Consider the following 14311-nt stretch of genomic DNA (forward strand, 5'->3'; position numbering starts at 1 on the left):
AATGTTTGGCACAGGAGTTGAAATTATAACCAGCAATATATAATTATAATTTTTATAAGCGGCAGACTGTCACATTGTCGTTTTTTTATTCTAGAAAGGCCTATTAATGAGTATAAAAGATCAGTTTGATTTTGGCAATGCATTACCCATCATAAATGAAGATACGGAATTTTTCCCTTTGATGTCCCAACAGGATGAAGATGAGATGAATAACGAAGAAACACCTGAAATACTTGCCATACTTCCATTGAGAAATACGGTACTGTTTCCTGGAGTTGTCATCCCAATTACCGTTGGCAGAGACAAGTCTATAAAACTGATAAAAGAAGCCTATAAAGGTGACAAAATTATTGGTGTGGTTTCCCAGCTTGACGTATCTATCGAAGACCCTACGTTTGATCAGCTGAATAAAGTTGGTACTGTAGCACATATTATCAAAATGCTGCAGATGCCTGATGGCAATACCACTGTAATTATTCAGGGGAAACAACGCTTCCGACTACTTGAAGAGGTACAATCTGAGCCTTATATTAAAGTTACTATCAGTAAATTTAATGAGGCGAAACATAAAAAAGACAAGGAATTTAAAGCACTGGTAGCTTCTATCAGAGAGATGTCATCGCAAATCATTCAGCTGTCACCCAATATTCCGAGTGAGGCAGCAATGGCCCTTAAAAACATTGAAAGCACTTCTTTCCTGATTAATTTCATCTCTTCGAATATGAATGCAGATGTAAAGGACAAGCAGAAAATGCTTGAAATGGATAATCTGAGAGAAAGAGCCTTAATGGTTATGGAATTACTGACACTGGAACTGCAGATGCTGGAACTAAAAAACCAGATTCAATCTAAAGTCCGTGTTGATTTAGATAAACAGCAGAGAGATTATTTCTTAAATCAGCAGCTTAAAACTATTCAGGAAGAACTGGGTGGAAACTCTTCCGACCTGGAATATGAAGCGCTTGAAGTCCGTGCTAAAAAGAAAAAATGGTCAGTACAGGTCAAAGATCATTTTGCTAAAGAACTGGAAAAGCTGGGAAGAATGAATCCTGCTGCTCCTGATTATTCTGTACAGATCAATTACCTGGAATTATTACTTGATTTACCATGGAACGATTTCACAAAAGATAATTTTGATCTGAAACGTGCGCAAAGAGTACTGGATAAAGATCATTTTGGTCTGGAAAAAGTAAAACAACGTATCATTGAGTATTTAGCTGTTCTTAAGCTGAAACGTGATATGAAAGCGCCTATTATTTGCCTGGTAGGCCCTCCGGGAGTTGGTAAAACTTCATTGGGAAAATCTATTGCCAAAGCATTGAACCGCAAATATGTCCGTATGGCACTGGGTGGTATCAGAGATGAAGCTGAAATCCGTGGTCACAGAAAAACCTATATCGGCGCAATGCCGGGACGTATTATTCAGTCTATCAAAAAAGCAGGTGCCGCTAACCCGGTCTTTGTTCTGGACGAAATTGATAAGGTAGGTTCTGATTTCAGAGGTGACCCTTCATCGGCTTTGCTCGAAGTACTGGATCCTGAACAGAACAGTGCTTTCAACGATCATTATGTAGAGACTGATTATGACCTGTCTAATGTATTATTTATAGCGACAGCAAATTCACTGAGCAGTATTCAGCCTGCTTTACTGGATCGTATGGAGATTATTGAGGTAAACGGATATACGATTGAAGAAAAAATAGAAATTGCTAAAAAATATCTTTTGCCTAAGCAAAAGGAACAGCATGGTATCAAAACAAAAGATATTGTTTTAAAATCCAGTCTGATTGAAAAAGTAATTGAAGATTACACCCGTGAATCCGGCGTTCGTGGTTTAGAGAAAAAAATAGGTTCACTGGTACGTGGCGTGGCAACAAAAATTGCTATGGAAGAGACTTATGAGCCTGCTTTAAATCTGGAAGATGTGGAACGCATTTTAGGTGCGCCTGTATATGACAAGGATTTATATGAAGGTAATGAGGTAGCTGGTGTGGTTACCGGATTGGCATGGACTCAGGTTGGTGGAGATATTCTGTTTATAGAAGCCAGTCTAAGCCCGGGTAAAGGAAAATTAACACTGACAGGTAACCTGGGTGATGTGATGAAAGAATCTGCCGTCATTGCACTGGCTTATTTAAGAGCACACGCCTCGTTGTTTGGTATTGACAACCAACTGTTTGACCTTTGGGACATTCATGTTCACGTTCCGGCTGGCGCAACACCTAAAGATGGTCCTTCGGCAGGAATTACCATGCTGACTGCACTGACTTCTGCATTTACTCAGCGTAAGGTAAAATCTAATCTGGCCATGACTGGTGAAATCACACTTCGCGGTAAGGTTTTACCTGTTGGCGGAATTAAAGAAAAGATACTGGCTGCTAAACGAGCTAATATTAAAGATATCATTTTATGTAAGTCTAACCGTAAGGATATTCTGGAAATTAAAGAAAGCTATATCAGGGATCTTAATTTCCATTATGTGACTGAAATGAAAGAAGTGATTGAACTGGCGCTGATGAAAGATCAGGTAAAAGATCCTCAGGATCTGAGTATCAAAATCAAACCAGCGGCAAACTAATTGCGCAGATAAATTTTAACTCATATATTTAAAGCTCCGGAATAACCGGGGCTTTTTTTTATTATTCATATGAAATACACCGGATATTCAATCCTTTTGTTCTTACTGTTTTTTTCCTCTTTTGCTTATGCCCAGTCTTTTAAAAACGAACTCGGTTTTAAAAGTGATAATGATTCTTATCTGGCTCAGGGCTCTGACCGTTATTATACTAATGGACTGTTTCTTTACTTCCGCCATGCTACCGATCAGCAAAAGCTAAAAGCAGGACTGGAAAAGAAAACCTACGAAATCAGTGCCGGACAAATGATGTTCAATCCTTATTCAGGTTATGCCCCTGATCCGGCTAAGCAGGACCGGCCTTTTGCTGGTTACCTATATATAGGTGGAATGATGAACTGGTTTTATAGTAATGAAAGTATAATCAGTGTCAGTGCACAGATAGGTACTACCGGAAAAAATTCACTGGGTGAGGCAGGTCAGAAATTACTGCATAAAACCTTCGGCTTCTATGATGTGGGCGGATGGGATTACCAGATTAAAAATGAGCTGGCTCTTAATCTTTCTGCACAGTACACTAAATTACTGACACGTACCGCCGGAAATGCTGTTGAATTATCTTTTGAAGGGTATGCAAATCTTGGAACTACTTTTAGCGGCGCAGGTGCAAGTTTGCTTTTCAGAACCGGAAACCTGAATCAGCTTTTTAATTCTGCTTATACGCATGCGGCTGTGGGTAATCATGCCAAAACCAAGTCACTGGTTAAAAGAGAAATGTTTTTTTACGCTAAACCTCAGTTAAATGTAGTGGCTTATGATGCGACTATTGAGGGCAGTATGTTTAACAATAACAGTCCGGTTACTTTTAGTCAGAAACCTGTGGTATTTGCACAACAGCTGGGAATAGATTATAGTGTGGATCGTTTTACTGCCGACTTTGGTGTTCTGTTTAAAACGAAAGAGATTAAGAGTGTGGCAAGAGCACATCAGTGGGGTTCAATCAGCGTGTCTTACAGATTTAACTAACGTATAGTTTTATTCTCAGTTTAACCAGGCATCCATGCCTGGCTTTTTCCTGTTTTCCTTTTTTGCAGCAATTGATTTTTTGTCGCTTTTCCTTTTCAGAAGGACACTTTTCGGGGTATGGGTCGGCTTTCTCTTTTTATCGGTATGTAAACCGGTTTTTAACAATGACATCAGTTTAATGATGCTTTGTTCTTTATTAACCAGCTGACTCCTGTCTTCCTGTGAGACCACATGAAGATTACCTTCGGTATCAATACGATTTGCCAGACGTTCTGCCAGTAATGCTTTTTCTTCGGTAGTGAAAAATTCTGCGGATGCTACATGAATTATCACCTCTACTTTACTGGAAACTTTATTGACATTCTGTCCACCTTTGCCCCCACTCCTGGAAGTTTTAAAGGTGAGCGATTTAACGAGTTCTTTTCTATCTTTATACATAGCGGCAATTATAATTCTTTTTCTTTAAAACTATTTTAAAAAACCGTCAAATCAGTATATTTGCTGCATATGAGAAAAAATGTGGTTGTGGCCATAGATGGTTATTCATCTTGTGGTAAAAGTACACTGGCAAAAGCACTGGCAAAGACACTGGGGTTTATATATATTGACAGTGGTGCAATGTACAGGGCAGTAACTTTATATTTTATACGCAACCAGGTTAATGTAAGTGATGAGACAGCAGTGGCTGATGCACTACAGCATATAGAACTGAATTTTGATTCCAGGGATTACGAATCCCATATTACACTTAACGGAGAAGAAGTCTCAGAAGAAATCAGACAAATGCCGGTTTCTGAAAATGTAAGTGAAGTTTCTGCTATTAAACTCGTGCGCAAGGAAATGGTAAAACAGCAGCAGCGCATGGGTAAATCTAAAAACATTGTTATGGACGGCCGTGATATCGGAACTACAGTATTTCCTGATGCGCAGGTTAAATTGTTCATGACAGCTGATCCTAAAGTCAGAGCAGAAAGAAGATTCAAAGAATTACAGAGTAAAGGTGATACGACAACTTCTCTTGAAGACGTTTTTGAGAATCTTGCCCACAGGGATTATGCAGATACCACCAGAAAGGAAAGCCCGCTTGTCCGTGCTGAAGATGCTATCATTCTGGACAATACGGATATCACTCCGAAAGAGCAGCTGGAGTTTGCACTGAACAAGGTTACCCCTTTTATCCCGCAACTGGCTTAAAAGAATAATTTTGCAAATAACCTCCGATTGTCATTCGAAATACATATTAGTTAAGGCAAATCGTTCAAAATCAACAACATTTATTAAAAAATTCTTTCATTAAATATATTAATTTCTATCTTTGCAGTCCCTAAAGGGAAAAGGAGATTAAATGATTAATGGCAAAAAAACAAGTAGCAGAAAAAGAATTAGAGGCTAAAAAAGCCGAATTACAAGGTACAGACGCTCGTCTTACTGAAAAAGAAACCATTGAATCTGAAGCAGATTCATTGTCGATCGAACAGATCAAATCATCACTGGCAACACCAGATCAAGACTTTGACTGGGATGCAGACGATAAAGCTTTCGGAAAATACTCTGACGAAGACCGTAAAAAGTTTGAAGACATGTATACCGATACTTTCAATCAAATCAACCAAGGTGAAATTATCAGCGGTATTGTTGTATCAATCAACAATAAAGACGTTGTATTAAACGTAGGATTTAAATCTGACGGTTTAGTATCAACTTCTGAATTCCGTGATACTCCTGATTTGAAAATCGGTGATACAGTTGATGTATTTGTTGAAGCTCCGGAAGACGCAAATGGTCAATTAATTTTATCTCGTAAAAGAGCTAAAACTCAGAGATCTTGGGAATCTATCAACGAAGCCCTTGACAATGACAGAATCATCAACGGATTTGTTAAAAGCCGTACTAAAGGTGGTCTTATCGTTGACATCATGGGTGTTGAAGCTTTCTTACCTGGTTCTCAGATCGACATCAAACCGATCCGCGATTACGATGTTTATGTAGGTAAAACAATGGAATTCAAAGTTGTGAAAATCAACCACGAATTTAAAAACGTTGTAGTATCGCACAAAATCTTAATCGAAGACGATTTAGAAAGTCAAAAAGTTGAGATCGTATCTAAACTTGAAAAAGGTCAGGTATTAGAAGGTACTGTTAAAAACATTACTGACTTCGGTGTATTCATCGATTTAGGTGGTGTTGATGGTTTACTTCACATTACTGATATTTCTTGGGGCCGCATAGAGCATCCAAAAGAAGTATTGAGCTTAGATGAGAAAATCAACGTTGTTGTTCTTGACTTTGATGACGAGAAAAAACGTATTGCATTAGGCTTAAAACAATTAACTCCACACCCTTGGGAAAGTTTAGATACTAACCTTGTTGTTGGATCTAAAGTTAAAGGTAAAATCGTTACTGTAGCTGATTACGGTGCATTCTTAGAAATCATTCCTGGTGTTGAAGGTTTAATTCACGTATCAGAAATGTCTTGGTCTCAAAACTTACGCAGTCCACAGGAATTCCTTAAAGTTAGCGATGAAATCGAAGCTGAAGTATTAACTTTAGACAGAGAAGAACGCAAAATGAGCTTAGGTATTAAGCAATTAACTCAGGATCCTTGGCAAAATGTTGCTGAAAGATATCCAATCGGAAGCAAACATACTGCTGTAGTTAAAAACATGACTAACTTCGGTGTATTCGTGGAAATTGAAGAAGGTATTGATGGATTAATCCATATCTCTGATCTTTCATGGTCTAAAAAAGTTAACCACCCTAACGAATTCACTAAAGTTGGTGATACATTAGACGTAGTTGTTTTAGAATTAGACGTTGATAGCCGTAAATTAAGCTTAGGTCATAAACAATTAGAAGAAAACCCTTGGGATACTTTTGAAACTATCTTCACGTTAGATTCAATTCACCAGGGAACTGTTGTTAAAGTAACTGATAAAGGCGCTGTTATTGCTTTACCATATGGTGTAGAAGGTTTCGTACCAACTAAACACATGGCTAAAGAAGATGGTACTACTATCAAAGCTGAAGAAACTAATGATTTCAAAATCATCGAGTTTAACAAAGATGCTAAACGTATCGTTGTTTCTCACGCCCGTATCTGGGAAGAGGCTAAAGCTGAGGTTGCTGCTGAAGAAAGAGCTACTAAGAAAAAAGATGCTAAAGCTTCAAGCAATGCAGTTAAAAAAGTTAAAGATTCAGTTGAGAAATCAACTCTTGGTGATCTAGGTGTTCTTGCTCAATTGAAAGAACAAATGGAAGGCGAAGAAAGCAAAAACAAAGCTAAATAATCTTAAAGCTTATATATTAAAAAGAGGGTGTCCAAAAGGCACCCTCTTTTTTTATGTGGTGAAAATCACTTAATAATTTTAATGGGGTTCTTTGCTATTTCAGAAAAAGGGCATTGTCATAACAGATAGAAGTCCTTACAGGAATTTAGCCTTCAATTCAGCAGTAGGCACTATACAGCTCTCCTCCCTGCCCCAAATTGAATATCTCCGCTTTGCAATCTGATTATAAACAAAATCTCTGATAAAGCCAGGAATGATCATCAGGCCATATAACAAAGGCCATCCTCCGCTTAAATGTCTTGTAATTCGTAATGCAGCAGCAGAACGCTGATAAACCCTGCCATTTTCAAACAGGATGATACTGCTTAGTTCACTCAAAGATAATCCGAAAGGCCCAAGATATTGCTGGGCAACATCACTTTGCAGCGGGGCAAATCTAAACTGATCTTTCCGGTCTCTTTTAATGACAAATTTAACAGAACCCGTACATAAATTACAAACGCCGTCAAAAAATATGATAGAATGCTGCATAGTTCAATTTAGTCAGTTACCGGATTGCCGGCTAATGTATAGCATATATAACAGTAACGAAAAGCAATGTTAATAATTGCCGGATTGCCCTGCAACAAAAATCGCTTCATTAACATTTTTTAACAGTATTTGTTAAAAACAATGGATCAATCTCTGATATTAAATAGCTCCGGACCGATCAGCAGAAAAAAGTAATAACCATTTAGCACCAATGCAAAAAAAACAATGCCAATGCGCCGCTTCTCTGACATTAATTTCAGGTTATGAATCAAGTAATTAGCTTTATTTTATAATTAAAACGCAGAACTTCATTGAAATTAATTAAAATTGCGGGCACATAATTCAATCCGATTTTTTATATTTGCCTAATCAATTTGTCAATGCAAAAGAGAACCCTGCTAGACGGTAAAAAATTCCAAATCACAATTAAGAGACTTTGTCATCAATTAATTGAGAATCACAACGATTTTTCTAATACCGTACTCATTGGTATACAGCCCCGCGGCAGTTACTTCGCAGACAGAATCAAACAGGAACTTTCAGAAATTCTTAAAAACAAGACTATCAGAAAAGGTAATCTTGATATCACTTTCTTCAGGGATGATTTCCGTAGAAAAGATGGAATTGTTTCCGCTAACAGCAATACTATAGATTTTATCATAGAAGGATGTAATGTCGTTCTGATTGATGATGTACTATGGACAGGCCGGACCATCAGAGCTGCACTCGATGCATTGCTCGCTTTTGGCAGGCCAGCCAAAGTTGAACTTCTGGTCTTAATTGACAGAAGATTCTCAAGACATGTACCTATTGAACCTGATTACATCGGGCAACAGGTAGATAGCCTGGATTCTCAAATGGTAAAGGTAAGCTGGAAAGAGACAGAAGGAGAAGACAAAGTAATATTATTATCAGACCGAAATAAATAAGAAATGGCAGCAGAAAAACTATCAACACGACATCTTTTAGGCATTAAAGATATTACCCTGAATGATATTGAATTGATTTTTGAGACTGCAGATAATTTCAAAGGTGTCATTAACAGACCGATTAAGAAAGTTCCTTCCCTGCGTGATATAACCATCGCAAATATCTTTTTCGAAAACTCTACCCGTACCAAACTTTCATTCGAACTGGCAGAAAAAAGACTTTCAGCGGATGTGATTAATTTCGCAGCTTCCTCTTCTTCAGTAAGCAAGGGAGAGACCCTGATTGATACAGTAAATAATATTCTGGCCATGAAAGTGGATATGGTTGTCATGAGACATCCTTATGCCGGCGCCGGCGTATTTCTGAGTAAACATATCAATGCACAGATTGTAAATGCAGGAGATGGGGCACATGAGCATCCTACCCAGGCTTTACTTGATGCTTATTCGATCCGCGAGAAATTAGGGGACGTAAGAGGCAAAAAAGTAGTTATTGCCGGAGATATTCTGCACTCAAGAGTAGCTATTTCAAACATACTCTGTCTGCAAAAACTGGGTGCTGAAGTTATGGTTTGCGGTCCGACCACCCTGATTCCAAAACATATTGGCAGCCTGGGCGTAAAAGTAGAACATGACCTGATTAAAGCCTTAAACTGGTGTGATGTAGCAAATATGCTGCGTATACAGCTGGAAAGACAGGACATTAAATATTTCCCTTCCTTAAGAGAATATGCGATGATGTATGGTCTGAATAAGCAGATTCTTGATAATCTGGATAAAGAAATTATTGTGATGCATCCCGGTCCTATTAACAGAGGTGTAGAGATTACCAGTGATGTAGCTGACAGTAAACAATCCATTATTCTGGACCAGGTAGAAAATGGAGTAGCTATCCGAATGGCTGTACTTTATCTCCTTGCATCTCAGAGAGATTAGTCCTCATTCCTTTTCTTTTATACCATTCCCGCTAAATTAGCGTTAAACAGTGTTATCAACACTTGTTAACTTCTTATGTTAATAAGACACTTTACAATATTTATATTAGCAGCAACCATATTTGAAATCATTGCAACCATCATGAACTTACTGCGATCAAAAGGGCTCATGTTAGTTTCATAACCGCTTAAAGAAATTAAACACCAATGAAGAAAAAATACTTTTTTATTCCGCTTTTATTAGCTGGTAACCTTACCGCAGGTTATGCGCAGGTAAGTGCGCTAGTAAACCTCAATAAAAACTATCAGACTGGCCTTGAATTACTTCAAAACGAAAAGTATGTCGCTGCAGCTCAACAATTCAGATTGGTTGAACAGTTAAGACAAAAGCCAGGAACTGCTCAGGAAAGTAATGCTGAGCTTTCTTTATTAAAAGAAAATGCGAAGTTTTATGCTGCTGTCTGTGCTTTGGAATTAGGGAACCGGGATGCAGAAAGCCTGTTTCAAACCTTCATTAAAGATTACCCTTTAAATCCTAACACCAAATTAGCTTACTTCCATGTAGGTAAATCTTACTTTGCACAAAAAAACTATCAGAAAGCACTGGACTGGTTTGAAAAAACTGATCCTTCTACCCTTTCTCAGAAACAAAGAACAGAATACCAGTTCAAACAGGGATACTCCTACTTTGAGCTGAAAAACATAGAGAAAGCAGAACCATTATTTGAAGCAGTAAAAAAAGTTGACGGTCCTTTCCAGGAAAGTGCAACCTACTATTTTGCCTATATCAATTATCTGAACAAAGAATATAAAACAGCGCTGAGTAACTTTGAAAAACTAAAAGGTTCTAAAACTTACGAAGCAAGTTATCCTTATTACATCACCTCGATGTATTACCTGGATGAACGCTATGATGATGTCATCAATTATGCTGTTCCAATATTAAAAGATACCAAACAGCAATTTGAAGCAGAAATGCTTAGTTTGATAGCAGCCTCTTATTTTGCCAAATCTGATTATAAAAATGCGGCATTGTATTTCAGTGATTTTTACACAAAAAGCGGAACTGCCAAAACTAAAAATAATCTCTTCATTTATCAGTACGGTTATTCCCTGTTTGAGCTGGGTATGTACAGAGAATCGGTAGGTATTTTAGAGCAGTTAACAGCTGATGATGTATATCTTCAAAGCGGAATGCACACTCTTGGACGTGCTTTCATCAAATTAGGTGATAAATCAAAAGCGAGAAGTGCTTTCTTCCGTGCGTCACGTCTTGAGTTTGATAAGGTAACTCAGGAAGATGCCTGGATCAATTATGCCAGATTAAGTTATGAACTTGACTTTAATCAGCAGGCTTTAGAATCTACACAGAGTTTCTTAAAACAATTCCCTGGTTCACGTAAAGTCAACGAGGCAAAAACATTATTAGGTGAGATTCTGCTGACCAGCAAAAACTACCAGGCGGCGATAGATATCTTAGATCCTATCCCGAATAAATCACCTGAAGCTAAAGAGGCTTATCAGAAAGTACTATATTTCAGAGGTCTGGAATTTTATAATGAACGTGCTTTCCCAAATGCACTTTCTATGTTTCAACGCTCAAATGCACTTCCAAGCGACGCTGAAATCCATGCATTAAGTACTTACTGGATGGCTGAGGCAATGTATGAACTGCGTAAATACGGTGAAGCGGTAAAGACATTCGAGAAATTCCTTGCCATGCCTGATGCAGATAAAACCAAAGTATATAATTTTGCTAATTATGCATTGGCTTATTCAGCTTTCGAAGATGAAAAATATGCAAAGGCAGCAACTTATTTTGAACGTTTCCTGAATGGAAATGATAAAGACAAAAATACAGTAGTTGATGCAACCATGCGATTAGCGGATTCATATTTTGTCAGCAAAAGTTATGGAAATGCATTAACTTATTACAACAGGATTATTGCCGACAGATCAACCGGTGAAGACTATGCTTTGTTCCAGAGAGGAATGATTCAGGGATTACAGGGACAGGACGATACAAAGATCGCTACAATGGGAAGTCTGCTGCAACAATTCCCTTCTTCAAACTACGCAGATGATGCTGGTTTTGAAATCGCTTATACCTATTTCAATAAAGGTGATCTGGACAGATCAAGAACTGATCTTACCGCTTTAATTGCGAAATATCCTAACAGCAGTTATGTACCAAGAGCATTGGTTACTATCGGACTTGTACAGTATAATCAGGATAAAGATGAAGAAGCACTGGCAACGTTCAAAAAGGTAATCAATGATTACGCAAGTACAGAAGAAGCAAAACAGGCTTTGGAGTCCATCAAAAATATCTATGTTGACCGCGGTGACGCCAATGGCTTTATTGCCTATGCGAATACCACACCAATTGGTAATTACACGGTAGCAGAACAGGATAATATTGTTTTCCAGGCCGCAAAAAACAGATATCTGAAAGGTGATGCACAGGGAACGGTAGAAAGTATCAATGCATACTTTGATAAATACCCGAAAGCTATACATGCCAAGGAAGCTAAGTTTATGAGAGCGGAATCGCTGGTTAAACTGAATCGTCCGGATGAAGCTGTGCCTGATTATGAATTTATCCTGAATGACTGGACAAGCGATTATACAGAACGTTCACTGGTAAGTATTTCTAAATTATTCCTGGCTCAGAAAAAGTACAATGAAGCTATCGTTTATCTGAAAAGACTGGAAACCACTGCAGATTACAAAGCGCATTACTCCTTTGCAATTAACAACCTGCTTAAAGCCTACACTGCTTTAAACATGCCGGATGACATACTTAAATATGTGCTTCTGACCAAAGAATCTGACAAAGCTTCTGAAGAAGAGGTAAACAGTGCAGATCTGTATGCAGGTAAAGCTTATTTATTGAAAGCAGATACAACCATGGCAGTAAAAGCCTTTACCAATGTAGTGGGTAAAACCAAAACACTGGCGGCGGCAGAAGCTAAATATACACTGGCAGAAATTCAATATAATAAACATGACTATAAAACATCTCAGAAAACTTGTTTTGATTTAGTCAATAACATGCCTTCTTACGATTACTGGGTAGCTAAGGCGTTTATCCTGCTGGCAGATAACTATGTCGCATTAAAAGACAAACTGCAGGCAAAAAGTACGCTCTTAAGTATTATTGATAACTATGACGGTAAAGATGAAATTGTCGCTACTGCCAAAGAAAAATTAGAAAAAATTAAATAAGACCAAGCACCATGAGATTTAACAAATTAATATATACTACTGTTCTCTTATTAACCGCAGGTACGCTGACCTTAAAGGCTCAGGATAAAAAGCCAACTGAAAAAAAGACGACGGAAAAGAAAACTACAGAGAAAAAAAACACGGATAAAAAAGCTCCTGAAAAACCTGCTGAAGACAAACAGGTAACTGAAGAAATTGAAGTAGTAAGACCTTATAAGCCAATTTTGGCTGAAGCAGTTAAACTCAGAAGGAGTCCGGATTTAAATGATGTTAAAACTTATAAAGCCCGTTTCAACTATAGTCTGACCGACAGGAAACTGGAACTGAACTCTGATATTGATAAACTTTATGCGCAGGAAGTAGCTGCCGAAAGACAGACAGAGATCATTAACAATTATGTAAAAGGTGCATTCGGTTCTGCCAATACATTACTGGGGGAAGCTTATATCAATATGGGACGCTCTGAAGATTTACAGGCTGGTGGTTATTTCAGACACTTCAGTCAGTCAGGAAAATTAGAAGGTCAGAAATTCAATCAGCAGCAGCTAAGTGTTTTTGGTCGCAGTATTGGTGAGAAAGCTATTTTTAGCGGTCGTATTAACTATGAAAGAAAAGGTCTTTATTTCTATGGTTATGACGAAAGCAAACCGGACAGAAACCTGAACCCTGCCAAACAGTCATTCAATTTTATTGAAGCCGAAGCCGAAGTGGTTAATAAACATAGTGAAGATGAAGATGCTTTAAGTTATGCCGCTAAACTGAATGGTTATATCTGGGGAGACCAGTTATCAGCCAGAGAAAATTCTGTGGTAATTAATGGTTATTTAAACAAAAGAATCAGCAGCTTCAATTTTGGCTTAGCTGCTTCAGGAGAGTTTGGTAATACCAAAGATGTTTCAACCAGTGTAACGAATAATCTGTTGCGTTTAAATCCATATATCCGTTTACAGGCAAATGGAATAAAAATTACAGCAGGGATAAACTTTGTTCAGGAGTTTGGTACAGTTTCCAAATCAAGAATCTTCCCGGCAGTAACTGCAGACTTTACTATTATTCCTGATTACCTGCAGGTATTTGGAGAAATCAAAGGTGATGTAAACAGAAATTCAATGAAAGAATTTACTGATGAGAATCCTTTCCTGAATAATAATATCGCTATCAAAAACTCTGTTGAAAAACTAAGTTTCAGCGCTGGTATTAAAGGTACAGGTGGCCCCGGTTTTGGTTACAAAGCAAGAGTATATCGTAAAGAAATTACAGACATGCCTTTATTTGTAAATAACTTCACCGACTTCAATAAGTTTGATGTGATTTACGACTTTGGTAACATGAAACTGTTAGGTCTGGAAGGTGAAATCTCAGTACAGGTAAGTGATCAGTTAAAATGGACTGGTAAAATAAATGTAGAGGATTACAAACCATCTTCAGAAACTTACAGCTGGTTCAAACCTCAACTGCGCGTAAGTTCAGACCTGTTATACAATGTAACTGATAAATTAGGCTTTAATGCTGCAGTAGTTATTCAGGATGCATCCAATGCAAAGATCTATACTCAGGCACCTGCCTCTCCATACATCATCCCTAATACGGCTATCGAACAGGTAGTGAATGTAAAAGGTTTCGTAGATTTAGGAATTGGTGCAACCTATAAGATCAATAACAGATTTTCAGCCTTTGCCAAAGCTAATAACCTGCTTAATAAAAAATACACTAAATACCTGTACTATCAGGCAATTGGTGTCAATGTATTCGGTGGAATCAGCTATTCATTCTAATGGCCTGTTTAAAATTATAATTGGT

10 protein-coding genes are annotated in these 14311 nt (G+C 37.8%); 8 read left to right on the top strand and 2 right to left on the bottom strand.

Annotated elements, in window-relative coordinates; all coding sequences use genetic code 11:
- Positions 1 to 106 precede the first annotated feature (106 nt).
- Together lon and PL_RS10840 are read left to right on the top strand one after the other, a co-directional pair.
- On the top strand, positions 107 to 2578 hold the full coding sequence (gene lon, locus PL_RS10835) for an endopeptidase La (RefSeq protein WP_041883426.1): 2472 nt from the start codon (positions 107 to 109) through the stop codon (positions 2576 to 2578).
- Between the two features lie 69 nt (positions 2579 to 2647).
- Positions 2648 to 3601 (top strand): lipid A deacylase LpxR family protein, encoded by a 954-nt coding sequence (locus PL_RS10840; RefSeq protein WP_041883424.1) that lies wholly within the window; start codon positions 2648 to 2650, stop codon positions 3599 to 3601.
- 15 nt (positions 3602 to 3616) lie between these two features.
- Here PL_RS10840 and PL_RS10845 read toward each other — a convergent pair whose 3' ends face one another.
- Positions 3617 to 4039, bottom strand: coding sequence for a peptide chain release factor-like protein (locus tag PL_RS10845; protein WP_041883422.1), 423 nt, complete (start codon positions 4037 to 4039; stop codon positions 3617 to 3619).
- A 69-nt stretch (positions 4040 to 4108) separates the two neighbouring features.
- Between PL_RS10845 and cmk the strand changes: the two genes are divergently transcribed.
- Together cmk and rpsA are read left to right on the top strand one after the other, a co-directional pair.
- Positions 4109 to 4795, top strand: a complete 687-nt coding sequence (cmk, locus tag PL_RS10850; RefSeq protein WP_041883421.1) for a (d)CMP kinase — start codon at positions 4109 to 4111, stop codon at positions 4793 to 4795.
- Between the two features lie 158 nt (positions 4796 to 4953).
- Positions 4954 to 6888: a 30S ribosomal protein S1 gene (gene rpsA / locus PL_RS10855; protein WP_041883420.1), complete on the top strand. Its 1935-nt coding sequence runs from the start codon at positions 4954 to 4956 to the stop codon at positions 6886 to 6888.
- A 135-nt stretch (positions 6889 to 7023) separates the two neighbouring features.
- On the opposite strand, the gene PL_RS10860 is transcribed toward rpsA, so the two are convergent.
- Entirely contained in the window at positions 7024 to 7419 is a 396-nt protein-coding gene (locus PL_RS10860; RefSeq protein ID WP_041883419.1) for a thiol-disulfide oxidoreductase DCC family protein, read from the bottom strand.
- 380 nt (positions 7420 to 7799) lie between these two features.
- Here PL_RS10860 and pyrR point away from each other — a divergent pair, with 380 nt between their 5' ends.
- The 4 genes from pyrR to PL_RS10880 all read left to right on the top strand — a co-directional run bounded on the left by pyrR (position 7800) and on the right by PL_RS10880 (position 14286).
- Positions 7800 to 8348: a bifunctional pyr operon transcriptional regulator/uracil phosphoribosyltransferase PyrR gene (gene pyrR, locus PL_RS10865; RefSeq protein ID WP_041883417.1), complete on the top strand. Its 549-nt coding sequence runs from the start codon at positions 7800 to 7802 to the stop codon at positions 8346 to 8348.
- 3 nt (positions 8349 to 8351) lie between these two features.
- Complete coding sequence (locus PL_RS10870) at positions 8352 to 9284, top strand: aspartate carbamoyltransferase catalytic subunit (RefSeq protein WP_041883415.1); 933 nt, start codon at positions 8352 to 8354, stop codon at positions 9282 to 9284.
- A 206-nt stretch (positions 9285 to 9490) separates the two neighbouring features.
- Positions 9491 to 12511, top strand: a complete 3021-nt coding sequence (locus PL_RS10875; RefSeq protein WP_041883414.1) for a tetratricopeptide repeat protein — start codon at positions 9491 to 9493, stop codon at positions 12509 to 12511.
- Between the two features lie 11 nt (positions 12512 to 12522).
- Positions 12523 to 14286 carry a TonB-dependent receptor gene (locus tag PL_RS10880; RefSeq protein ID WP_041883413.1) on the top strand — a complete coding sequence of 588 codons (1764 nt, stop codon included), beginning with the start codon at positions 12523 to 12525 and terminating at the stop codon, positions 14284 to 14286.
- The last annotated feature ends 25 nt before the right edge of the window (positions 14287 to 14311 follow it).

It is taken from the genome of Pedobacter lusitanus, from assembly GCF_040026395.1.
GTDB lineage: Bacteria > Bacteroidota > Bacteroidia > Sphingobacteriales > Sphingobacteriaceae > Pedobacter > Pedobacter lusitanus.

Excerpts from the sequence above, each read along its gene's own strand:
- lon (WP_041883426.1), top strand. The coding sequence starts at position 107 with ATGAGTATAAAAGATCAGTTTGATTTTGGCAATGCATTACCCATCATA.
- PL_RS10840 (WP_041883424.1), top strand. The coding sequence starts at position 2,648 with ATGAAATACACCGGATATTCAATCCTTTTGTTCTTACTGTTTTTTTCC.
- PL_RS10845 (WP_041883422.1), bottom strand. The coding sequence starts at position 4,039 with ATGTATAAAGATAGAAAAGAACTCGTTAAATCGCTCACCTTTAAAACT.
- cmk (WP_041883421.1), top strand. The coding sequence starts at position 4,109 with ATGAGAAAAAATGTGGTTGTGGCCATAGATGGTTATTCATCTTGTGGT.
- rpsA (WP_041883420.1), top strand. The coding sequence starts at position 4,954 with ATGGCAAAAAAACAAGTAGCAGAAAAAGAATTAGAGGCTAAAAAAGCC.
- PL_RS10860 (WP_041883419.1), bottom strand. The coding sequence starts at position 7,419 with ATGCAGCATTCTATCATATTTTTTGACGGCGTTTGTAATTTATGTACG.
- pyrR (WP_041883417.1), top strand. The coding sequence starts at position 7,800 with ATGCAAAAGAGAACCCTGCTAGACGGTAAAAAATTCCAAATCACAATT.
- PL_RS10870 (WP_041883415.1), top strand. The coding sequence starts at position 8,352 with ATGGCAGCAGAAAAACTATCAACACGACATCTTTTAGGCATTAAAGAT.
- PL_RS10875 (WP_041883414.1), top strand. The coding sequence starts at position 9,491 with ATGAAGAAAAAATACTTTTTTATTCCGCTTTTATTAGCTGGTAACCTT.
- PL_RS10880 (WP_041883413.1), top strand. The coding sequence starts at position 12,523 with ATGAGATTTAACAAATTAATATATACTACTGTTCTCTTATTAACCGCA.